The 23,254-nt window shown below is 60.2% G+C and carries 18 protein-coding genes; 7 read left to right on the top strand and 11 right to left on the bottom strand.

All coding sequences use genetic code 11. The features are described from left to right. Positions 1–11 precede the first annotated feature (11 nt). Positions 12–326, top strand: coding sequence for a hypothetical protein (locus tag FHX06_RS21115; RefSeq protein ID WP_246715611.1), 315 nt, complete (start codon positions 12–14; stop codon positions 324–326). On the opposite strand, the gene FHX06_RS21110 is transcribed toward FHX06_RS21115, so the two are convergent. The 4 genes from FHX06_RS21110 to FHX06_RS21095 all read right to left on the bottom strand — a co-directional run bounded on the left by FHX06_RS21110 (position 299) and on the right by FHX06_RS21095 (position 6,728). After that, positions 299–2,143: a methyl-accepting chemotaxis protein gene (locus FHX06_RS21110; RefSeq protein ID WP_112969833.1), complete on the bottom strand. Its 1,845-nt coding sequence runs from the start codon at positions 2,141–2,143 to the stop codon at positions 299–301. The genes FHX06_RS21115 and FHX06_RS21110 overlap by 28 nt on opposite strands. Positions 2,144–2,399: 256 nt before the next feature. Further along, positions 2,400–4,928, bottom strand: coding sequence for a methyl-accepting chemotaxis protein (locus FHX06_RS21105; protein ID WP_113211403.1), 2,529 nt, complete (start codon positions 4,926–4,928; stop codon positions 2,400–2,402). A gap of 308 nt (positions 4,929–5,236) precedes the next feature. Beyond that, positions 5,237–5,380, bottom strand: coding sequence for a hypothetical protein (locus tag FHX06_RS21100; protein ID WP_018115099.1), 144 nt, complete (start codon positions 5,378–5,380; stop codon positions 5,237–5,239). A 166-nt stretch (positions 5,381–5,546) separates the two neighbouring features. Further along, positions 5,547–6,728: an NAD(P)/FAD-dependent oxidoreductase gene (locus tag FHX06_RS21095; protein WP_113211402.1), complete on the bottom strand. Its 1,182-nt coding sequence runs from the start codon at positions 6,726–6,728 to the stop codon at positions 5,547–5,549. 129 nt (positions 6,729–6,857) lie between these two features. Here FHX06_RS21095 and FHX06_RS21090 point away from each other — a divergent pair, with 129 nt between their 5' ends. The 5 genes from FHX06_RS21090 (at position 6,858) to edd (ending at position 13,822) form a co-directional block, all read left to right on the top strand. After that, positions 6,858–8,294, top strand: a complete 1,437-nt coding sequence (locus FHX06_RS21090) for a glutamine synthetase family protein (RefSeq protein ID WP_113211401.1) — start codon at positions 6,858–6,860, stop codon at positions 8,292–8,294. Between the two features lie 9 nt (positions 8,295–8,303). Next, positions 8,304–9,599 carry an NAD(P)/FAD-dependent oxidoreductase gene (locus tag FHX06_RS21085; RefSeq protein WP_018115102.1) on the top strand — a complete coding sequence of 432 codons (1,296 nt, stop codon included), beginning with the start codon at positions 8,304–8,306 and terminating at the stop codon, positions 9,597–9,599. A 135-nt stretch (positions 9,600–9,734) separates the two neighbouring features. Further along, positions 9,735–11,210 carry a glucose-6-phosphate dehydrogenase gene (gene zwf, locus FHX06_RS21080; RefSeq protein ID WP_018115103.1) on the top strand — a complete coding sequence of 492 codons (1,476 nt, stop codon included), beginning with the start codon at positions 9,735–9,737 and terminating at the stop codon, positions 11,208–11,210. Positions 11,211–11,228: 18 nt separating this feature from the next. After that, positions 11,229–11,927, top strand: coding sequence for a 6-phosphogluconolactonase (gene pgl, locus FHX06_RS21075; RefSeq protein ID WP_113211400.1), 699 nt, complete (start codon positions 11,229–11,231; stop codon positions 11,925–11,927). Positions 11,928–11,995: 68 nt separating this feature from the next. Then, on the top strand, positions 11,996–13,822 hold the full coding sequence (gene edd / locus FHX06_RS21070; protein WP_018115105.1) for a phosphogluconate dehydratase: 1,827 nt from the start codon (positions 11,996–11,998) through the stop codon (positions 13,820–13,822). 76 nt (positions 13,823–13,898) lie between these two features. Here edd and FHX06_RS21065 read toward each other — a convergent pair whose 3' ends face one another. The 6 genes from FHX06_RS21065 to FHX06_RS21040 all read right to left on the bottom strand — a co-directional run bounded on the left by FHX06_RS21065 (position 13,899) and on the right by FHX06_RS21040 (position 20,940). Beyond that, entirely contained in the window at positions 13,899–14,312 is a 414-nt protein-coding gene (locus FHX06_RS21065) for a hypothetical protein (protein WP_029616458.1), read from the bottom strand. A gap of 115 nt (positions 14,313–14,427) precedes the next feature. Continuing rightward, complete coding sequence (locus FHX06_RS21060) at positions 14,428–15,519, bottom strand: ABC transporter ATP-binding protein (protein ID WP_018115106.1); 1,092 nt, start codon at positions 15,517–15,519, stop codon at positions 14,428–14,430. Between the two features lie 21 nt (positions 15,520–15,540). Beyond that, positions 15,541–17,193, bottom strand: a complete 1,653-nt coding sequence (locus FHX06_RS21055; RefSeq protein WP_018115107.1) for an alpha-glucosidase — start codon at positions 17,191–17,193, stop codon at positions 15,541–15,543. A 35-nt stretch (positions 17,194–17,228) separates the two neighbouring features. Then, positions 17,229–18,392 carry a carbohydrate ABC transporter permease gene (locus FHX06_RS21050; RefSeq protein WP_113211399.1) on the bottom strand — a complete coding sequence of 388 codons (1,164 nt, stop codon included), beginning with the start codon at positions 18,390–18,392 and terminating at the stop codon, positions 17,229–17,231. Between the two features lies 1 nt (position 18,393). Beyond that, positions 18,394–19,407 (bottom strand): carbohydrate ABC transporter permease, encoded by a 1,014-nt coding sequence (locus tag FHX06_RS21045; RefSeq protein WP_113211398.1) that lies wholly within the window; start codon positions 19,405–19,407, stop codon positions 18,394–18,396. A 171-nt stretch (positions 19,408–19,578) separates the two neighbouring features. Beyond that, positions 19,579–20,940, bottom strand: a complete 1,362-nt coding sequence (locus tag FHX06_RS21040) for an ABC transporter substrate-binding protein (RefSeq protein ID WP_112541500.1) — start codon at positions 20,938–20,940, stop codon at positions 19,579–19,581. Positions 20,941–21,235: 295 nt separating this feature from the next. Between FHX06_RS21040 and FHX06_RS21035 the strand changes: the two genes are divergently transcribed. Beyond that, positions 21,236–22,261, top strand: a complete 1,026-nt coding sequence (locus FHX06_RS21035; RefSeq protein ID WP_018115111.1) for a substrate-binding domain-containing protein — start codon at positions 21,236–21,238, stop codon at positions 22,259–22,261. A gap of 14 nt (positions 22,262–22,275) precedes the next feature. Here the strand turns inward: FHX06_RS21035 and folD are convergent, their stop codons facing one another. Then, complete coding sequence (folD, locus tag FHX06_RS21030; RefSeq protein WP_113211397.1) at positions 22,276–23,175, bottom strand: bifunctional methylenetetrahydrofolate dehydrogenase/methenyltetrahydrofolate cyclohydrolase FolD; 900 nt, start codon at positions 23,173–23,175, stop codon at positions 22,276–22,278. Positions 23,176–23,254: the final 79 nt, after the last annotated feature.

Below are 23,254 nucleotides of genomic sequence, written 5' to 3'. Positions count from 1 at the left end.
TGAAAAACATAATGGGATTTCGCCTGTTCAAGAAGCGAATTTTGATGTGTAGTTCAGTTGATGTCCACAAACGAAAGGACATCACCATGATTGAATGTTTCCTGATCGCCGATATTGCCGGCCGGATGCAGCGGACAAGATTGCTGCAGCGAACGAGACGCGACCGGATAAAGGAAGAAGACGCATTTTACGACAACGCGGGAAGCAGCGCCCTGGTGCGATTTGCAGCCTGGCTGACGCTGCCGGCGGAGGCCGCCGGTCGCACGAAGGTGCGCCCCGGCAAAGACGAATGCGGGTATCAGGCCGCCTGTCTCACGCGGCCATGAGCGGCAGCGCCTTCGGCCAGCCGGAACTGCTCGATCAGCGCCATCAGCATGTCGGCCTCTTCCGCCAGCTGGCGGCTCGCCTGCGTGGCTTCGGCAACCATCGAGGCATTCTTCTGCGTCATCTGGTCCATCGCATTGACGGAACTGTTGACGTCCTGAAGGGCGGCGGACTGGTCGCGGCTTGCCGTGGCGATAGTCTCGACGTGACCGCTGATTGCGATGATCTCGTGGCTGATCGAGGCGAGCACGCTGCCGGTCTTCTGCACCAGTTCCGAACCTGCATTCACCTCGCGGGTCGACTGGTCAATCAGCGTCTTGATCTCCTTGGCAGCATTGGCCGAGCGCTGGGCAAGTTCACGCACTTCCTGCGCGACGACGGCAAAGCCCTTGCCGGCCTCACCGGCACGCGCTGCCTCGACACCGGCGTTCAAGGCCAGAAGGTTGGTCTGGAAGGCGATGTCGTCGATAACGACGATGATCTGTTCGATGCGCTGCGAGGCATCTTCGATGCGGCCCATCGCAGCGACCGCGTCGCTCACGACAGCACCGGAACTGTCGGCCGTCCGTTTGGTCGCGGCAACCACATTGTTTGCCTCATGGGCGCGTTCGGCCGATGAGCGGACCGTGACGGTGATCTCTTCGACGGCAGCGGCCGTTTCTTCAAGGCTTGCGGCCTGCGATTCCGTGCGTTTGGAGAGTTCGTCCGCCGAGGCCGAAACCGAACCGCTGTTGCGCTGGATGGAAGCGGCACTGGCGCGAATGCGTGTCAGCGTATCCTGAAGGCGCTCGAGCGACGTGTTGAAGTCCATGCGAAGCTGTTCGAGCCGGCCGACGAAAGGGGTTTCTATCATCTGCGAGACATCGCCCTGTGACAGGCGTCCCAGCCCCGCGGCAAGCTGATTGACGGCAAAATCGATCTGGCCGTCGAGCGTGCGCTTCTCTGCATCGTTGCGGGTGCGTTCGGCATCGTTCAGGGCTCGCTGTTCGGCTGCCTGCGTTTCCAGTTGCTGGCGAGCGACTGCGCTATCGCGGAAGAGAGCAAGCGCGCGGCCGATCGCACCGAATTCGTTCTTCTTTTCGACACAGGGAATAGCACTGGCAAGATCGCCCGAGGAAATGGCATGCACGCTCGATGTCAGCGCCTGCATCGGCTTTACGGAGCGACTGATCGCATAGAAGGCGAGCACACCAACGAGCAGCATCACCACCGCACCGACACTGAGAACCAGCATCTGCAATTGGTTCATCCGCTCATAGTAGACTTCCATGGGTATGCCGATGAAGAGGATGCCGATCGTGGAACCGGAGGGATTCTTGACCGGGAAATAACCCGTCATGAACTTGCGGCCGAAGAGGTCCGCCGGCCCGTAATAGGCATTGCCCTGAGCAAGCACGGGCTGGGCCGGATGATCGGCTGCGAGCTTCGTGCCGACAGCACGGTCGCCATTTTCCTTCTTCACATTGGTGGAGACGCGAACGTAATCGCCTCCCTGTTTTTCGAAAATGGTGGCGACACCGGCAATCGACTGCGCCGTGCGGTCAACCAGTGAATAGTCGCCGAATGCCGGGATCTTGTCTTCGGTTACGCCTGCCAGTGCGTTGTTCATCACATCGACGCGGACATCAGCGTCGCTTGCGCCATAAAGAACCGCCATCGAACGGCTCGCATCCTTCGCATCGGAGACCGCACTCTCCATGACATAGGTGCCGAGATTGTAATAGGTCACGCCGACAATGGCCGCAGTACTGACCGCAAGCAGGAACAGCGTGATCGCAACGATCTGACGCACGATGGACGTTGAGAAGAAGAGCGGCATCTGGAACCCCTGGCAAACACAACCGGTATTGGGTTCATAAGAATGCGTTAGGGAAAATTTTCCCTTAACGCAGGGGCGCCTGAGGCTCTTTACTTGGCTTTTTTCAAAACTAGTATGACTTGATGAGCACACAAGTCGCCGGAAGGGAAGAAAAATTTCAATCTTCCGGTTTTTTGCACAATCTATGCGCGATTTTATCTAGAAACAAAAACGGCCCCGAAACCGGGGCCGTTGGTCTTGCAGGCTGAATGTCGGATCAGGCGGCGCGATACATATGCATGTCGCTGTCGCCGTCGATCTTGAACTGCTGCACGAGGTGCAGCAACGCGTCTGCCTCGTTTGCGAGCTCGCGGCTTGCTGCAGTGGTTTCTTCCACCATTGCAGCGTTCTGCTGGGTCATCTGGTCCATCTGGTTGACAGTGGAGTTGACTTCCTGCAGCGCGCTCGACTGGTCGTGGCTTGCGCGGGCGATCATTTCGACGTGCTGGCTGATCGTGACGATCTGGGCACTGATCTTCGCAAGAACCGTGCCCGTTTCCTGTACGAACTGCGAACCGTAATTGACCTCGTTCGTCGATTTGTTGATGAGACCCTTGATCTCCTGCGCGGCAGCGGCAGAGCGCTGGGCGAGTTCGCGCACTTCCATGGCAACGACGGCAAAACCCTTGCCGGCTTCACCGGCGCGAGCCGCCTCGATACCGGCATTGAGTGCGAGCAGGTTGGTCTGGAAGGCGATCTCGTCGATGACGCCAATGATCTGCTCGATCTGGCGCGATGCGTCTTCGATGCGGCCCATCGCATCGATCGCATTGTTGACGACGACGGCGGAGTCGTCGGCGCTGCGCTTGGCCTGGCGGACGATCTGATCGGCATCCTTGGCGCGTTCGGCGGAGGAGCGGACCGTTACGGTGATCTGGTCGACGGCGGCGGCGGTTTCTTCCAGTGATGCAGCCTGCTGCTCGGTACGCTTGGCGAGATCCTCGGAGGACTGGGCCATCTGGTTGCCGTTGCCCTGGATCATCTGCACGTTGTCGCGGATCTGGCTCATCGTGGCCTGCAGGCGCATCATAGAGCCGTTGAAATCCTGACGGAGCTGTTCGAGACGGCCGATGAAGGGCGTGTCGATCGTCGTCGAGATATCGCCCTGCGACATGCGCTCGAGACCGGCGGCAAGCGCGTTGACGGCATACTCGATCTGACGGTCCATCTCGCGCTTTTCGGCATCGTTGCGCTGACGCTCATGCTCGGCGGCCTGACGCTCTTCGTCGCTCTGCTCCTCGATGCGGATCTTGGAGATGGCATTTTCCTTGAAGATGCCGAGTGCGCGGGCCATATCGCCGATTTCGTCGTAACGCTTCTCACCTGAGATGCTGGTGTCGAGCGCTCCTTCGGCGATGCGGCGCATGGCGGCGGTGATCTGGGCGATCGGCCGCTGCAGCGTCAGCACCAGCGCAATGCCGCCGACGATGGAAACCAGGATGCCGAGTGCGGTCGTGCCGACGGAGATGCTGTTGGCCTGATCACGCTCGGTACCGGCCGACTGTTTCTGCTCTTCCGCGAAGCTCGTCAACTGACCCCAGACACCATCGAGTTGCTGGCGTGCGGCGACGTAATCGCTCGTACGCTGATTGATCACATCGACAAGGCTCTGTGCGCCCTTGTCCATCGAGGCGAGAGCGGGCGTGATCGCGTCGACAATATCACCGGCGAAATTCATGCCCTTGGCGCTGGCCTGAAGGGTATTGAGCATGGTGTTGAGCGTGGCGATTTCCTGGTTCAGGCGAACGCGATTTTCCTTGCTCGGCTTGGCATTGAAATCGGCAAGCACGAGCTGCAGCGAATAGATGGAGCTTTCAAGGCGCCGTGTATCTTCCAGAACCGAGTTGGTCTGGGCGATGCGGCTGTCGAGCTCCACGAACGTTGTCGTCGCTTCACGCATCATCTGCGTGGCGGTGAGCTGAGTGTAAGTCGACATCTGGCGGAAGCGGGAAACAAGACGGCCGAGATTTGCAACGCCGTCGTCAGTGCCAGCCTCGGGCGCCGCCGCCTGAGCCTTCAGGTCGCTAACGGTCTGCGCCATGGACTGCGTCATGCTCTTCTGGTTCTGCGGGACGGAGATTTCGATCATGCGCTGCGCCTTGATGATCTGAGGCAGCGCATCGGTCACGACCTTCAGCTTGTCAGGCGAAGTCTGGGCCTTATTGAAATCATTCATGGCGGCTGCGAGCGCATCGCCGCCCTTCAGCAAACGATCGGCAGCGCGCAGCGTTGCCGTCGCGTTGCCTTCGTCGGTACGGATATTTTCTTCCAGCTGCTTGGCATCGTAGCTGACGTTGAAGCGGTTGGTGATCATCACCTTCTGAGCGTCATCGATCTGCTTGCGAAGAGCCATTTCCTGTTCGTGCAGGGTCCAGAGCTTGCCGACGGTATCAGAAATGCCGTTGGTTCCCTCGATCGCCGCCTGCAGGTTATCATGGCCGGAATTGTCGCCGATCTGCGCCATGGTGGCGTCCAGCGTCTGTCCCTGCGCCTTGATGTCGGCATAGAGCTTGTCGCGCGCTTGTTCGTTTGTGGTCTGCAGGAAGTCGTCCATCGAGGCGTAGAGATCCTTGAACCCACTCAGCGACTGGAGAACGCTGTTGGAAATCTCCATCCGGCCCTGCAGCAGACCGGATGCATAAAGGCCCGTCAGACCGACGGCGGATATGGTGACGACGAAAGGCAGAACAAAAATCAGAACCTTTGTCTGAATCTTGAAACGAGAAAGAATCTTGTCAATGAACATGGCGCGCCGTGCCTTTCATACACCACTCCTCCCGCCGGCAGCCTTCTGGCGCCAGCCGGGTGCATATCGAGCTGATCTACTAACAGTTGGGAAGACCCTGGAACGGGCGGCAATCATTGCCAGTTCATTTCCGGCCGGGCCGGAAATACCCAAATATTCGTCTACAATGTGTCAGATTAGATATTAATTTTCGGATAAGCGGTGAGAGCGCGTTAGCCGTGATCGCACAATAGTTGCAAATTGCACGCTGCGGGATCGCGATATATCAGTCGCGACACCGAATATTTCCATTTCAAGCTGCGGAAAGATCAGATGAAGTGGGAAAGAAGAACTGCAATGCAGGCGGCGGTTGCGCCGGCGGCGAGCATCAGATAGCGCAGAGTTACGAGCTTCGTATCAGGCTTTGCCTGGGCAATTGCAATGGCGCGGGCGCGTCGAGTGTTTCTGTTCATTGCGAAACCTCACTTCTGTCTAAACACAACAATCCAACAAAACGGCTTGTCGGTAAAGCTTAATTTAGGAACGACTTTGCCAACCTGCCATTGAGACAGGATGGCGCAGGCAATCTTAAGAAGTCTTGAATCGGCAAAAAGGTTTCACGCCTACAAATATTGGCATTTACAATGTCTCACCGGCGGCAAATCCGGAGGCCCAGGCCCACTGGAAATTATAGCCGCCGAGCCAGCCGGTCACATCGACACATTCGCCAATGAAATAAAGGCCGGGAACATCCTTCGCCTGCAGGCTGCGTGAATCCAGGGCGGCCGTATCGATGCCACCGAGCGTGACTTCCGCGGTGCGGTAGCCTTCGGAGCCGGAAGGCTTCAAGGACCAGTTCTGTGCGGCGTCGGCGAGCCTGGTCAGCAGCTTGTCGGAGAGGTCGGCCATGTTGCCGGTGACGTCCTCGCGCTCGACGATATGTTGCGCGAGGCGCTTCGGCAGGATCTCGCCGAGCGCGGTCTGCGCGGACTGACGTCCGTTTACCTGTTTCGCCTTTTTCAGGTGCGCGGCGATATCGATATCCGGCTCGATATCGACGGTGATCGCATCGCCCTCCCGCCAGTAGGAGGAAATCTGCAGGATGGCTGGACCACTAAGACCGCGGTGAGTGAAGAGCAGGGCTTCGCGAAAGGCGGTCTTGCCATGACGGATTTCGGCTGGCGCGGAAATGCCTGAAAGCGGCGCGATGTTCTCGAGCAGCATTGAATCAAGCGTGAGAGGCACAAGGGCGGGGCGGGTCTCGGTAATAGGCAAGCCGAACTGCTCGGCAATGCGATAGGCAAAACCGGTCGCTCCCATCTTCGGAATGGATTTTCCGCCGGTCGCGATGACGAGCGAGGAGGCTTCGAACAGGCCTTCCGATGTCGCGACGCGGAAGCCGCCGTCAGTCTTTTCAACGCCCGATATTTCGACGCCGAGATGCCAGGCAGCGCCCGCTGCGCGCATCTCGTCGAGAAGCATGAAGATGATGTCCTTGGCGCTGTTGTCGCAGAAAAGCTGGCCAAGCGTCTTTTCATGCCAGGCAATGCCGTGACGATCCACCATGGCAACGAAATCGGCCGGGGTGAAACGGGCAAGCGCCGACTTGCAGAAATGCGGATTGGCGGAGAGGAAGTTCTTCGGGCCGGCATTGATATTGGTGAAGTTGCAGCGGCCGCCGCCGGAAATTCGGATCTTCTCGCCTGGCGCGCGGGCGTGGTCCAGCACGGTGACGGATCGACCACGCTGTCCGGCGCGGATGGCGCACATCATGCCCGCGGCACCCGCCCCGATGACGATCACATCGCTCCTGTGCCGCACAATCCGTTTTCCCTGCTGAAATCGCGTCTTCTTTTTCCATCAGAGGGCGAAAGTCAACGCCTTTGCCCCCCTCGCCAATTGCCAAACTCCGGTTATGATGGCGTCACGATCAACGCAAACCGGTGTGTCATGTCCCCAAAAAAGACGACGCTGAAGCCTGCCAGAAACGTACCCGCCTCGAAGAAATCCCCTCCCGATCCCGGATCTCTGCGCGGCGTTGCGAACTGGAAGGAAGCGGCGCAGTGGCTGAGGGCACGCGGTATCGAAGACATTGAATGCATCACGCCGGACCTTGCCGGCGTGCCGCGCGGCAAGATGATGCCGTCCTCCAAGTTCACCTCAAACACATCGCTCGCACTGCCTTCGGCGATCTACCGTCACACGATATCGGGCGAATATCCCGAGGAGACCGAAAGCTTCCGCTATGAGCCGCGCGACAGCGACCTGAAGCTCGTGCCCGACCTTTCCACCCTGTCCGTGGTTCCCTGGGAAACCGACCCGACCGCGCAGGTCATCTGCGACATCGTCAATTCCGACGGCCAGGAAGTTCCCTACACGCCGCGCAACGTATTGAAGCGCATTCTCAGCCTCTATGCCGAGCGCGGCTGGAAGCCGATCGTAGCGCCGGAAATCGAATTCTACCTGGTCGCCACGAATGACGACCCGGACTATCCGCTGCATCCGCCCAAGGGACGTTCAGGTCGTTCAATTCTCGGCGGCCAGGGCTATTCGATCGCCGGCATCAACGAGTTCGACGAACTGATCGACGACATCTATCACTTCTCGGAGAAGCAGGGCCTCGAGATCGATACGCTGATCCACGAGGAGGGACCGGCGCAGCTCGAAATCAACCTCCGTCACGGCAATCCGATCGAACTTGCCGACCAGGTGTTCCTGTTCAAGCGCACGATCCGCGAGGCAGCGCTGAAGCACAATATCTACGCCACCTTCATGGCCAAGCCGATGCAGGGCCAGCCGGGTTCGGCGATGCATATCCACCAGTCGGTCGTCGACATCGCGAGCGGCAAGAACGTCTTCTCGAACAATGATGGCTCAGCCTCGAAGGAATTCTTCCACTTCATCGGCGGCATGCAGAAATACGTGCCGAGCGCGCTTGCCATGCTGGCGCCTTACGTGAATTCCTACCGGCGCCTGCAGCCGGATATGTCCTGCCCGGTCAATAATGCCTGGGGTTACGACAACCGCACGACGGCCTTCCGTGTGCCGGTCTCCGATCCGCAGGCGCGGCGCGTGGAAAACCGCCTGCCGAGCTCGGATGCCAATCCGTATCTGGCGCTCGCTGCCTCGCTTGCATCCGGTCTGCTCGGCATCGTGAAGGAAATCGAGCCCACGGCTCCGACCGAGGATGCCGCCAACGAAGGCTCGATCGACCTGCCGCGCGGCCTTCTGGAAGCCGTGGCGCTGCTGGAAGACGAACCGGCCTTCGAGGAAGTTTTCGGCGCAGAGTTCATCGGGCTTTATGCCGGCGTGAAGCGCGGCGAGTTCGAAACCTTCATGCAGGTGATCAGCCCCTGGGAACGGGAGTTCCTCCTCCTGAACGTGTGAGGTTTTGCCATGACGCAAGAGACCTGGCAAAGCCCCATTGCCCCAGGCGTCTCCTGGTATCAGGCAACAGTCGGCGAGCGGCCGGATTATCCGGCGCTCGACGGCTCCAGGCAGTGTGACGTCGCCATTATCGGCGGCGGCTATACGGGCCTTCAGGCCGCCTATAATCTCGCCAGGGCTGGCGTTTCGGTGACGCTCATCGAGGGCAGCAGACTCGGCGACGGCGCCTCCGGGCGCAATGGCGGCCAGCTCGGCACCGGCCAGCGCTGGTGGCCGGAAGAGATGGAGGAGAAGATTGGCTACGAGCGCTCCAAGGCGCTCTTCGATCTCGCGGAAGATGCCAAGCGGCACCTCATGGATTTTGCGACCGAGCACCAGATCGATATGGATTATGTGTCCGGTCAGCTCAGCGTCGCCCACAAGGAAAGCTACAAGCGGTACTATTACGAGAATGCGGAAATCGCGGCCTTCCGCTACGACTATCCGCATCTGCGTTTCATGGACCGCGAAGAGACGCAGGAGCGGCTTGGCTCGAAACGCTTCTATTGCGGGGTACGCGATACCGGCACCGGCCATATCCATCCGCTGAAGCTGCTGATCGGCCTTGGCAGGGTGGCAGCCAATGCCGGGGCCGATATTTTCGAAATGACCAAGGCAAAGTCGATCGAAGAGCGCAGCGGCAAGGTCGTTATCGAAACCGAACGCGGCACGATCACTGCCAACAGGGCGCTGATTGCCTGTAACGGCCATATCGGCAATCTGGAGCCGATCACGGCCAGCCATGTCATGCCGATCCGCTCCTTCATCGGCGCGACTGTGCCGCTTGACCGGTTCCCTGATGTGATACCGGGCGGCGAGGCGGTGGCGGATTCGCGGTTCGTCGTGCGCTATTTCCGCAAATTGAAGGACGGACGGCTGCTGTTTGGCGGGCGGGAGGCCTACACGGCCGACAATCCGCGCGACATTTCGCAGCATATCCGCCGGCAGATCGCCGAAATCTACCCCGCGCTCAAGGATATCGAGATCACCCATGCCTGGGGCGGCTCGGTCGGCATCACCATGCCGCGCCAGCCCTTCGTGCGCGAAGTCATGCCGGGCGTCACCTCGATCGGCGGTTATTCCGGCCACGGCGTCATGCTGTCAAATTACTGTGGCAAGCTTTACGCAGAAATGGTGCTGGGGAAATCGGCCGATCTCGATCTGTTCAAGGCGCTCGATATCCCTGCCTTTCCGGGCGGCGCACGCATGCGGGCACCGCTGCTTTTCCTTGCCTTGTCGTGGTTTGCCCTCCGCGACAAGTTTTAGTTCGATTGCGGATTTCCTCACCGGACAATTCGCTCTAAAACCGATGTCCGACAGATTCATTGCACCGCACACTGGCTTTTTTAAATCGATTAGATTAAAACGGCCACCAACCAAGCCTGATTGAGAGACAAGCTCATGAGCAGCCAGATCATTCCCGTTGAGCCTTTTGATTACGTCGTCTTTGGCGGCAGCGGCGACCTTGCCGAACGCAAGCTTCTGCCGGCGCTTTATCATCGCCAGATCGAGGGCCAGTTCTCGGAGCCGACCCGCGTCATCGGCGCTTCGCGCAGCCCGCTTTCGCATGAAGAATACCGCAAGTTCGCCAAGGATGCGCTCAAGGAGCACCTGAAGAAGGGCGAATATGACGAGGCCGAAGTCGAGAAGTTCTGCTCCCGTCTCTTCTATGTTTCCGTCGATGCCCGTACCGATACCGGCTGGGACGTGCTGAAGAAGCTGCTCGACGAGGGCAAGGACCGCGTGCGCGCCTTCTACCTCGCTGTTGCTCCGGGCATTTTCGGCGACATTTCGCAGAAGATCCACGACCACAAGCTGATTACCAAGTCGACCCGTATCGTCGTCGAAAAGCCGATCGGCCGCGATCTGGCTTCGGCACTGCAGCTCAACGACAATATCGGCCGCGTCTTCAAGGAAGAGCAGATCTTCCGCATCGACCACTATCTCGGCAAGGAGACGGTGCAGAACCTGATGGCGCTGCGCTTCGCCAACGCGCTCTATGAGCCGCTCTGGAACGCCAATTATATCGACCATGTGCAGATCACCGTTGCCGAAGCCGTCGGCCTCGAGGGCCGCGCCGGTTATTACGACACCGCCGGCGCGCTGCGCGACATGGTACAGAACCACATCCTGCAGCTTCTCTGCCTGACCGCGATGGAAGTCCCCTCCTCGATGGATTCGGAAGCCGTTCGCGATGAGAAGCTCAAGGTTCTGCGCGCGCTGAAGCCGATCAACGCGTCCAATGTCGAGCAGGCGACGGTTCGCGGCCAGTACCGCGCCGGCGCTTCCGGCAGTGGCCCGGTCAAAGGCTATCTGGAAGAGCTGGAAGGCGGCGTTTCCAACACGGAAACCTTCGTCGCCATCAAGGCCGAGATCAACAACTGGCGCTGGGCGGGCGTTCCCTTCTACATCCGCACCGGAAAGCGCCTCGCCGGCCGCGTTTCGGAAATCGTCATCACCTTCAAGTCGATCCCGCACTCGGTCTTCGACCAGGCCGCCGGCCGCATCAGCCAGAACCAGCTGATCATCCGCCTGCAGCCGGATGAAGGCGTCAAGCAGTCGCTGATGATCAAGGATCCGGGCCCGGGCGGCATGCGCCTGCGGAATGTCTCGCTCGACATGAGCTTCGCCCAGGCCTTCAACGTGCGCAATCCAGACGCCTACGAGCGTCTGCTGATGGACGTCATCCGCTCCAACCAGACGCTGTTCATGCGCCGTGACGAAGTCGAAGCGGCATGGCAGTGGGTCGATCCGATCCTCAAGGGTTGGGAATCCACCGGCCAGCAGGTGCAGGGCTATACGGCCGGCACCTGGGGTCCAAGCCAGGCCATCGCGCTGATCGAGCGTGACGGCCGCACCTGGCACGACGACATCTAAGTCCAAGGGTCCGAAGATATGGCATCGACACTGCATTCCTTCGCTAACGCCGCCGAACTTGCCGCCAGCCTTGCAGACAAGGTCTCCAGCGTCCTTTCGGCAGCCATCGCAGCGCGCGGAGCGGCAAGCATCGCCGTTTCCGGCGGCTCCACGCCGAAAGCCTTCTTCCAGGCGCTTTCGACGCGCGATATCGACTGGGCCAAGGTGACGATCACGCTTGTCGACGAACGTTTCGTTCCCGCCGACAATCCGCGTTCGAACCACCTGCTGGTCGATGCCAATCTTCTTCAAAACAAGGCGAAAGCGGCACGTTTCGTGCCGCTTTACCAGCCCGCCGCCTCCGTCGAGGAGGCTGCGAAGCTTGCAACGGTAAAGAGTGCGGAGATCGGCATCCCCTTCGATGTCGTCATTCTCGGCATGGGCGGCGACGGCCACACCGCCTCGTTCTTCCCCGGTGGCAACAATCTGAGCGTTGCGCTCGATGCCAGGACACCGCGCGGCATCATCACCATGGATGCGGAAGGGGCTGGCGAGCCGCGCCTGACCTTCACGTTCTCCGCACTGCAAGATGCCAAACTGCTCATTCTCCACATTGAGGGCGAAGGCAAAAAAGACGTTCTCGCCAAGGCAGAATGTACAGGCGAAGAGGCAGACATGCCGATCCGCGCCATTCTGCGCCGGGCCACTTCCCCGGTCGAGATCTACTGGGCTCCCTGATAGGGCCTTACAGCCGCCGAAGCCGGCGAACAGAACATTGACGAACCAGAACAAGGCAGGGATTTTCCATGTCCGCTCACGCACGTATTGCTGCGATCACGAATCGCATTGTCGAACGCTCGAAGCCGACCCGCGAGCGCTACCTGGAACGCCTGCGCGCTGCCGCCTCAAAGGGCGTCAACCGCTCGGTTCTCGGCTGCGCCAACCTCGCCCATGGCTTTGCCATCTGTTCCCCCGCCGAGAAGGATGCGCTTGCGGGCGACCGTGTGCCCAATCTCGGCATCATCACCGCCTATAATGACATGCTCTCGGCCCACCAGCCGTTCGAGACCTATCCGGCGATCATCCGCGAAGCCGCTGCCCAGGCCGGCGGCATCGCTCAGGTCGCAGGCGGCGTGCCGGCAATGTGTGACGGCGTCACCCAGGGCCAACCGGGCATGGAGCTCTCGCTCTTCTCGCGTGACCTTATCGCCATGGCAGCGGGTGTCGGCCTGTCGCACAACATGTTCGATGCCGCCCTCTTTCTCGGCGTCTGCGACAAGATCGTCCCCGGTCTGATGATCGCCGCCCTCTCCTTTGGCCACCTGCCGTCGATCTTCATTCCAGCCGGCCCGATGACGACGGGCTTGGCGAACGACGAGAAGTCGCGCGTGCGCCAGCTCTTCGCCGAGGGCAAGGTCGGCCGTGCCGAACTGCTGGAAGCCGAATCCAAGTCCTATCACGGCCCGGGCACCTGCACCTTCTACGGTACGGCCAATTCCAACCAGATGCTTATGGAGATCATGGGCTTCCATATGCCCGGCTCTTCCTTCATCAACCCAGGCACTCCATTGCGCGAAGCGCTGACCCGAGAGGCCACCAAGCGGGCGCTCGCCATTACCGCTCTCGGCAACGAATTCACGCCGGCCGGCGAGATGATCGACGAACGCTCGATCGTCAACGGCGTGGTCGGCCTGCATGCGACGGGCGGCTCGACGAACCACACGATGCACCTCGTCGCCATGGCCCGCGCCGGCGGTATCGTGCTGACCTGGCAGGACATTGCCGAGCTTTCGGAACTGGTGCCGCTGCTTGCCCGCGTCTATCCGAACGGGCTTGCAGACGTGAACCATTTCCAGGCAGCCGGCGGCATGGGCTTCCTCATCAAGGAACTGTTGAAGCAGGGTCTCGTGCACGACGATGTACGCACCGTCTTCGGTCACGGGCTGCAGGCCTATACGGTCGATGCGCAGCTCGGCGAAAACGGCGCCGTCGTGCGCCAGCCCTCGCCGGAAAAGAGCCACGATCCGAAGGTGCTCGCCAGCATCGAAACGCCTTTCCAGGCGAATGGCGGGTTGAAGATGCTGCGCGGCAATCTCGGCAAGGCGGTCATCAAGATCTCCGCCGTCAAAGCGGAGCGCCATATCATCGAGGCGCCGGCAATCGTGTTCCATAGCCAGCAGGAACTGCAGGACGCCTTCAAAGAGGGCAAGCTCAACCGCGATTTCGTCGCTGTCGTGCGCTTCCAGGGACCAAAGGCCAACGGCATGCCGGAACTGCACAAGCTGACCCCACCACTCGGCGTGCTGCAGGATCGCGGTTTCCGTGTGGCGTTGCTGACCGACGGGCGCATGTCCGGTGCTTCCGGCAAGGTTCCAGCGGCAATCCATGTCACGCCCGAAGCTGTCGATGGTGGCCCGATCGCCCGCATCAAGGACGGCGACATCATCCGTCTCGATGCGATCAGGGGCACGCTCGAAGTTCTCGTCGATGCTGCTGACATGGCCGAGCGCGAACCTGTGACGATCGATCTTTCAGACAATGAATTTGGCATGGGCCGCGAGCTTTTCGCGCCGTTCCGTCACGCGGTCGGACCGTCCGACCAGGGTGCCAGCGTGCTCTTCCACGCGCACTGACATCCCCTCATCGATGCAAAAGAAAAACCCGCGGCCGAAACCGCGGGTTTTTCATATCCAGCGAGACGCGAGACTGTTACGCGCGGATATCGAGGACGTAGTCCTTGTGAGCCGGGTGCGTGCTGTAGACGAAGATCTTGTTCAGTTCTTTCTGCGTCAGCAGGCGCAGGAAGCGAACCTCGATCGTGTTGTTCGGGAAAGTCTTCATCAAGAGGCAGCCCACCTTGGTGATGCGGGCATCCGGAATATCCAGGTAGAACTGCTTCGGCAGCGTATACTGTGTGAGGATCGCCAGGATCGCGCTGCTCATGGATATACGGACGATATCGCAGCGGCGCGAGGCGGCATGCATGACGCCCTTTTCCGTATATTCGATACGCGCGGCGTTCATCGTGTCTTCCATCTTGAACCGCGATTCGCGGTCGTACATGAAAGATTCTTCCTTCGCCAGGAAGTGCGATTTCGCAGGTGTTGGATTCGATGCGGCCATGGCCTTAGTCCCCTCAGTCTTGATGAGAAAAAGGCTAGCACTGCATGTTTAACAGAAAGTGAGAATCCTTCCCCTTGGCAGTCTCAGGAGGAAGGATTCCACCAAAAATGGATGATCATTTCCTATAGGTGTGACCGGCCGCATCGAAGAGGTGCAGTTTCTGCCGGTCGGCCACGAAATGCATCTTCTGGCCGCGCTTTACATCGAAGATTCCGGGCAGCTTGACGATGATCGGCTCACCCTGGACCAAGCCTTCAATGTAGAGAAGCGTCACTTCGCCGAGCTGCTCGACGATCGAGACTTCGCCCTCGAACAGATAGTCTTCACTGGGATCGGCGATGCGCAGGTCTTCCGGGCGAACGCCGAAGCTTGCCTGCTTGCCCTTTTCCGATGCCGCAGTGGCGATATCGAGCGTCACGGACTTGCCGCCGGTCAGCGTCACCGTCGTCGTGGCACCGGCATCGGTGATCGTTGCCGGGATGATATTCATGGCCGGCGAGCCGATGAACTTTGCGACGAACAGGTTTGCCGGTCGCTCGTAAAGCTCCAGCGGTGCGCCCACCTGCTCGATATTGCCGGCCGAGAGGACGACGATTCGGTCCGCCAGCGTCATCGCCTCGACCTGGTCGTGCGTGACATAGATCATCGTCGTATCGGCCATCTGCTCGTTGAGCCGCGCGATCTCGATACGGGTCGCGACGCGCAGTGCCGCATCGAGGTTCGACAGCGGCTCGTCGAAGAGGAAGACCTTCGGATTGCGGCAGATGGCGCGGCCGATCGCCACGCGCTGGCGCTGGCCGCCCGAGAGCGCCTTCGGCAGGCGGTCGAGATATTTGGTCAACTGCAGGCTTTCGGCGGCAGCCCGCACGCGGCGGTCGATCTCCTGCTTGCTCTCGCCTGCGATCTTCATGCCAAAAGCCATGTTGTCGAAAACAGTCATATGCGGGTAGAGCGCGTAGGACTGGAAAACCATGGCAATGCCGCGCTTGGAGGGCGGCACGTCATTGACGAGCATGCCATCGATATACATCTCCCCACCGGTGATATTTTCCAGGCCGGCGATCATGCGCAGCAAGGTGGACTTGCCGCAGCCGGAGGGGCCGACGAAAACGATGAATTCGCCCTGGTTGATTTCCAGATCGATGCCGTGGAGCACGTCCACAGAGCCGTAGGATTTGCGGATATCCTTAAGCGTCAGTCCAGTCATTTTCCTCTCCCCTCCTGATCCTTAAGCGAGGCGGGCGAAATACGCCCCCCAGGCCGGAATATCGATCTTGTCGCCGTAGTTGTTGCTGTTAAAGCCGTGCCCCGTCAAAGCTTGCCACTCGCCCGCCGGCAGGGTGACATTGGTTTCTGCCGGCCCCATGTTGAAGATGCAGAGCAGCGTCTCATTGCCGTATTCGCGCGTGAAGACCAGGGCATCGCCCTGCGGATCCTCGAACTCGATTTCGCCCTTGGCGAAAGCCGGATGCTGCTTGCGAAAGGCGAGGAAGCGGCGGTAGTGCTCGAGCACGGAATTCTCGTCGCCCTGCTGCACGCTGACGGCGCGCAGGATGTGCTCGACCGGGACCGGCAGCCAGGGTTTCACCGTCGAGAAGCCGCCCTGTGCGACTTGGCTGTCCCAGACCATGGGCGTGCGGCAACCGTCACGCCCCTTGAACTCCGGCCAGAACTGGATGCCGTAGGGATCCTGCAGATCCTGATAGGCGAGATCGGCTTCGGTGAGAGCGAGTTCCTCCCCCTGATAAAGGCACACCGAACCACGCAGTGTCATCAACAGCGAAGCATAGAGCTTGGCAAAGGCATCGTGGTCGGCAACCAGCGCGCCCCAGCGGCTGACATGGCGCATGACGTCATGGTTCGAGAAAGCCCAGCAGGCCCAGCCATCGGGAGCGGCGGCGTCGAAATCCTTCATGACTTCCTCGACGCGCTCCGGCGTCAGCGGATCGGGCGCCAGGAATTCGAAGGCGTAGCACATGTGCATCTTGTCATTGCCGGAGGTGTATTCGCCGACGATTTCGAGGCCACGCTGGCTGTCGCCCACTTCGCCGACGGCGGCAATGGCGGGAAACTCTTCCAGCACGGCGCGGAAGCGCTTCAGGAATTCGAGGTTCTCAGGGCGGTTCTTGTCGTAGAGATGCTCCTGGAAATTATAGGGGTTCACGGCAGGCGCGGTGGACGCATTGCGGCGTTCCGGGGCAAGCGCCGGATTGTCGCGCAGAAGCTTGTCGTGGAAATAGAAGTTAATCGTGTCGAGGCGGAAGCCGTCGACGCCGCGCTTCAGCCAGAAACGGACGACATCAAGCAGGCGGTCCTGAACCTCGGGATTATGCAGGTTCATATCCGGCTGCGAGGTCAGGAAATTGTGCATGTAATATTGCATGCGCGTCGGATCCCAAGCCCATGCGGAACCGCCGAAGATCGACAGCCAGTTGTTCGGCGGCGTACCGTCCGGCTTTGCATCGGCCCAGACATACCAGTCGGCCTTGGCATTGGTCTTGCTCGTGCGGCTTTCGACGAACCAGGGATGCTGGTCGGAAGAATGCGAGATGACGAGGTCGATCATCACCTTGATGCCGAGACGGTGGGCTTCCGCTATCAGCGTGTCGAAATCGATCAGCGTACCGAAGATGGCGTCGACGTTTTCGTAGTCCGAGACGTCGTAACCGAAGTCGCGCATCGGCGAGGTAAAGAAGGGCGAAATCCAGATGGCGTCGGCACCGAGGCTTGCCACATGCGGCAAGCGGGCGGTGATGCCCTTCAGGTCGCCGATGCCGTCGCCGTTCGAATCCTGGTAGGAGCGCGGATAGATCTGATAGATCACCGCGCCGCGCCACCAGTCCTTGTCGGCGGTCAGATTGGATTGGGAAGCCACACTCATGGAATATCCTGTCTAAGCTTAAGTCTTGGGATGGATCAGCCTCCCTTGACCGACCCCGCCAGCAGGCCGCGCACCAGATAACGCTGCAGCGAGAAGAAGACGAGCAGCGGTATGATGATGGTGACGAAGGCGGACGCCGTCAGGATTTCCCAATTGCCGCCGCGCGAGCCAAGCAGCGCATTCAGCGCTCCTGTCAGCACGAGGTGGTCCTTGTCGGTGCCGAGGAAGACCATGGCCACAAGCAGGTCGTTCCACACCCACAGGAACTGGAAGATCGCGAAGGATGCAAGCGCGGGGAAGGACAGAGGCAAAACGATGCGGGTGAAGATCTCGAAGTCGCTGGCGCCATCGACGCGGGCGGATTCGATGATCTCCTTGGGCAGGCCGGCAATATAGGCCCGCAAGAGATAGATGGCGAGCGGCATGCCGAAGGCGGTGTGCGCCAGCCAGATGCCGGGATAGGTCTTCGACGGCTGGCCGATCGCGGTGCCGATCTCGTTATAGAGACGCAAGAGCGGGATGAGCGACATCTGCAGCGGCACGACGATGAGGCCGACGACGAGTGCAATGAGAAGCGCGCGGCCGGGGAATTCCATCCAGCTCAGCGCGTAGGCGGCAAAAGCGGCGATCAGGATAGGGATGATGGTCGCCGGAATGGTCACTGTCAGAGAGTTGATGAAGGACTGGCCGATACCCTCGCTCGTTAGAACGGTCTTATAGTTCGCGAGCGTGAATTCCGGCGGAGCCGATGCCGCGACATAGATGCGGCGCGGACGTTCATCAGGCGCAAAGGCGACATTCTTCATGTAGCGGTAGCTGCCATCGCTGTTGATGACCAAGCTTTCGCCCTCGCCGAGATCAGCGGTCTGACCAGCCTCGAAAGCCGAAGGCTGCTGCACACGTACGCCGAAGGCCTTGACCGAGCGGCCAGGCTGATCGGCCAGCACGTTGCCCGTGATCACATAGATATCGCCTTCCTGCTTTGCCTGATCGGGGGTGCCGAGGCGCGCGGCCACAGTCTGCGTGGAACCGGCAAAGGCGGTCCACCAGCCGGAAACGGTGATCTGGTCCTTGTCGCGCAGCGCACTGACGAAGATGCCGAGGGTCGGCACCAGCCAGATGATGACGATGACGAGAACGCAGAAGTGGACGAAAAGACGGGCCGGGCCGATCTTGAAGTAGCTTGCAGCTCTCGTCATCTCAGCGTCCCTTCAGTTCGGCATTGGCGCGGCGCACGTTCCACACCATGATCGGCGTGACGGCGAGCATGATGATGATGGCGATGACAGCGCTTCGGCCGGAATCGCCGCCGCCGCGGAACAGCCAGTTGAACATCAGGTTCGCCAGTACCATGGTCTGCCACTGGCCGTTGGTCATGGTGAGCACGATGTCGAAAACCTTGAGGACGAGGATGGTGATCGTCGTCCAGACGACGGCGATCGTGCCCCAGATCTGCGGCACCATGATGCGCCAGAAGATCTGCCAGCCATTGGCGCCATCGATGACAGCTGCCTCGATCGTCTCCTCCGGGATACCGCGCAATGCGGCCGAGAGGATCACCATGGCAAAGCCGGTCTGGATCCAGACCAGGATCACCATCAGGAAGAAATTGTTCCAGAAGGGAACGGAAATCCAGACCTCAGGCGTGCCGCCGAATGTCTGCACGATGGCGTTCAAAAGGCCGATCTGCACATCGTTGCCGCCGCGGTATTCATAGATGAACTTCCAGATGACGGAAGCGCCGACGAAGGAGATCGCCATCGGCATGAAAACGATGCTCTTGGCGATATTGCCCCACCAGATGCGGTCGGTCATGACGGCGATGACGAGGCCGAAGAAAGTGCAGCAGGCGGGCACGACGGCCAGCCAGAGAATGTTGTTGAAGATCGACTGGCGGAATTCGCGGTCGTTCACGGCCCACAGGTAGTTCTGCGCACCGACGAACTCGTTGCCCGACCGGTCGTAGAAGGACAGGATGAAGGTCGCGACGACGGGATAGACGAGGTAGACGATCAGCAGAAAAAGCGCCGGAAAGAGAAACAGCCAGGGCCGGATCATCGCGCGCCGGTTCAGATTGCGTGAAGCCTGACGGATATCACCGTCCTTCACCGGCAAGGCGAGATCGAGGATCTTGTTCGAGAAAAAGAAATAGGCCGAACATGCGAAAACGGCGACGACCACGACGCCCAAAGCGGACACTATCTGCGACAGCATTTCGTCCCTCCCCTGCTTCCCTGTCTTATTTTGAAGGGTTAATGCCGGACACCGTCAATATTGCTTGTGGGTTTGACCACAGGATCCGGCACAACCGGGCTCCCCCTCTGGAGCCCGGCCGTTCATTCCGGTGATGCCGCCGGTCGCCCGGCGGCACGAAATGGCAGGAAATTACTTGATGCCGTCCCAGGCGCTCTGGATTTCGGCTGCAGAGTCCTGAGCGGACTTGCCGCCGACGAAATCAACCATGCCGGTCCAGAAGGCGCCAGCGCCGATCTTGCCAGGCATCAGGTCGGAACCGTCGAAGCGGAAGGTCGTGGCCGAGGTCAGGATCTCGCCTTCCTTCTTCATCTGCGGGTTGGCGTAAGCATCGACATTGACGCCCTTGTACGGGGTCAGGAAGCTCGACTGCGCCATCCAGAGTTCATGGGCGACCGGCGTCTTCAGGAAGTCGACGAAAGCGCGAGCGGTCGGGGAGTCCTTGGCGATGGAGACGAGCGTACCAGCACCCAGAACCGGCTTGCCGAGATCGGCATGCGCGGCATAGGTCGGCATGTAGAAGAAGTCGGCATCGGTACCGAGCTTCGTTCCCTCGGGGAAGAAGGACGGGATGAACGAAGCCTGGTGGTGCAGGTAGCACTTCGGCGGAACGGCGAAGAGGCCCTTCGGGCTGTCGCGGAAGTCCGTCGAAGCAACGGCTGCAACGCCGCCGTCGACATATTTTTCGTTCTTGGCGAACTTGCCGAATTCGTCGATGGCAGCAACGACGGCCGGATCGGTGAACTTCACTTCATTGGTAGTCCACTTGTCGTAGACCTCGGGCTTCTGGGTGCGCAGCATGATGTCTTCGACCCAGTCGGTTGCCGGCCAGCCGGTTGCGCCGCCGGAACCGAGACCGATGCACCACGGAACCCCGCCGTCCTTGACGATCTGGTCGGTCAGGGCATGCAGCTCTTCCATGGTCGTCGGGACCTTGTAGCCTGCCTCTTCGAAGTTCTCAGGAACATACCAGACGAGCGACTTCACGTCGGCCTTGTAAGGGAAGGCGAAGTAGGCGTCCTTGCCGTCCTTACCCTTGTAGGTGCCGTAACCGACCCAGCTGTCGCCGGCGCCGTAGTTGTCCTTGACCCACTTGGAAGTATCGTCGCCGAGCGGCGTCAGGTAACCCTTGCTCGCGAGATCGGCCAGCAGGCCCGGCTGCGGCAGAATGGCGATATTCGGCGGGGAGCCTGCCTGCGTATCGATAACGATCTGCTGCTCGTAGTTTTCAGAGGAGGAATACTTGGCGTCAATGCCGGTCGCTTCGACGAAATAGGCGAGGATGCTCTGGAAAAAGGCTTCGTCTTCGCCGCGCCAGGGGCCGAAGATCGTCAGCTGCTGACCCTTCAGGTCGGCATGGGCAGCCTTGAAGTCGTCATAGCTCTTCCAGTTGAACTTGGAGTCCTGACCCGGTGCGAATTTCAGATCCGCTGCCGATGCAGCGCCCGCAAAAAGCGCCGCAAGTGCAACGCCCATCAAGAATGACTTTTTCATGTGATCAACCTCCCATCACAATCGGATAGCGCAGAATTTCATCCAAAGGAAATCTCAAAGCGCTTTGACAACGCAACTCATTCCCTTTTGGCCGAATGAAGTCAAGCCATTTTGCGAAAACGGCAGGAATACCGCCACTGTATCGCGTCGCAGCAAGGCTTAATGGGGAATATGGAGCGATTTTTCTTGAGTCAAGCGCAGCAGATGCTACATATTTGAAAGCGCTTTGGAAGCCATTGGGAGGCGGCGGCCACTATTTTACGGCCACAGGGCAGGCCGGGAGGAAGCATAGCAGGTGAATCTCAAACAGCTATCGGAATTGCTGGGGCTTTCGCAGACAACTGTGAGCCGCGCACTCAACGGCTATCCGGAGGTCAACGAGGCAACCCGGGAACGCGTGCTCCGGGCGGTCAAGGAAACCGGATACCGGCCCAACAAGGCCGCCCAGCGGCTTGCCACCGGCAAGGCCGGCTCGATCGGCCTCGTCATGCCGACAGCGCCCGGCCATCAATCGGACGTGCATTTCGGCGAGTTTCTGACCGGTCTCGGCGAGGAAGCGGTGCGTCATGACTTTCACTTCGTCATCATGCCGGCCGACCCGGACGACGAGGTCGCAGCGCTGCGGCGTCTCGCGATCAGCGGCAATGTGGACGCGCTCTTCGTAGCCTATATGCGCGGCCACGACCCGCGGCTTGCCATGTTGAAGTCGCTTTCCATGCCCTTTGTGGTGCATGGCCGCTCGTTCGGCTCGGAACCGGACTATCCCTATCTCGACATCGACAATGAGGCGGCTTTCTACGATGCGGCGAGGCTTCTTCTGCAGCTCGGCCACACGCGCTTTGCGCTGATGAACGGGCCGCTGCATCTCGATTTCGCCATTCGCCGCAGGAACGGGCTCATCGCCGCGCTCGCCGAACGCGGGTTGGAGCTCGAGGAAGACTGCACGAGCCATACGGTCATGACGGACGAGGAAGGACTGATCGCCATGGAGCGCTTCCTGCAGCTTCCGGATCGGCCAACCGCCATTTTATGCTCCAGTACGGTGCTTGCGCTCGGTGCAATCCGCGCCGTCAATCAAGCCGGATTGAAACTCGGCGAGGACATTTCGCTGATCGCCCATGACGACGTGCTGCCGCTCCTGAAGCCGGAGAATTTCTCCGTGCCGCTGACGACGACACGCTCGTCGCTGCGGGCGGCCGGCGTGCGCATCGCGCAGCGGCTCATCGGGACGGTCAAGCAGGCAGGCCCCTTCCCCGAACAGGAACTCTGGAAGACCGAGTTGATCGTCAGGGCCTCGACAGGCGCCGCGCCCCAGAGTTGATTAAAAGCGGCTGATCAGAATACCGGCGGCGTCAGTCCTGCCGAACGATGGGCGGCAATCACCGTATTGGCCATCAGCATGGCGATCGTCATCGGGCCGACGCCGCCCGGAACCGGGGTGATGACGGCAGCAACCGGAGAAACATCGGCAAAGGCGACATCGCCGACGAGGCGGGTCTTGCCCTCGCCGCGTTCGGGGGCGGCAATGCGGTTGATCCCGACATCGATGACGGTGGCACCGGACTTGACCCAACCGGCTTTGACCATTTCCGGACGACCGACGGCGGCCACCAGAATATCGGCATTGCGGCAGATGCCGGCGAGATCCTTCGTGCGCGAATGGGCAATGGTGACCGTCGCATTGGCATTCAGCAGAAGCTGCGCCATCGGCTTGCCGAACAGGTTGGAGCGGCCGATGACGGTGGCATTGAGGCCGGAAAGATCCTCACCATGGGTGCGACGGACGAAGACCATGGCGCCGGCCGGCGTGCAGGAGACGAGGCCGGTCTTCAGGTCACCGGTCGCAAGCTTGCCTGCATTGACGACACTCAGGCCATCGACATCCTTCTCCGGCAGGATCGACTGGATGATCGCCTCGCTGTCGAGATGTCTGGGCAGCGGCAGCTGCACGAGAATGCCGTGGATCGACGGATCGGCATTGAGCGTGGCGACGAGGGCGGCAAGCTCCTCCTGGCTCGTCTCGACCGGCAGCGTGTGCTGGACGGATTTGAAGCCGCATTCCTTGGCCATTCGGCTCTTGGAGCTGACATAGGTGTGGCTCGCCGGATCGTCGCCGACGATGATGACCGCAAGGCCCGTCTGAATGCCTTTGGCGGCTTCAAGCGCGGCATTTGCCGATTTCACGGTTTCGATTACGGATGCGGCAACCTGCTTGCCGTCGATTACTGTCGTCACGCGTCTTCTCCGCCCAGTTTCGCGCCAGTCTATTCGCCCACGGCGGGAATGATTTCCCGATAACGCCCTATCCCGTTTA

The organism is Rhizobium sp. BK512, from assembly GCF_014194915.1.
Classification (GTDB): Bacteria; Pseudomonadota; Alphaproteobacteria; order Rhizobiales; family Rhizobiaceae; genus Rhizobium.
Note: the sequence above shows the minus strand (reverse complement) of the source record. Positions and strands in the feature narration are given on the sequence as shown.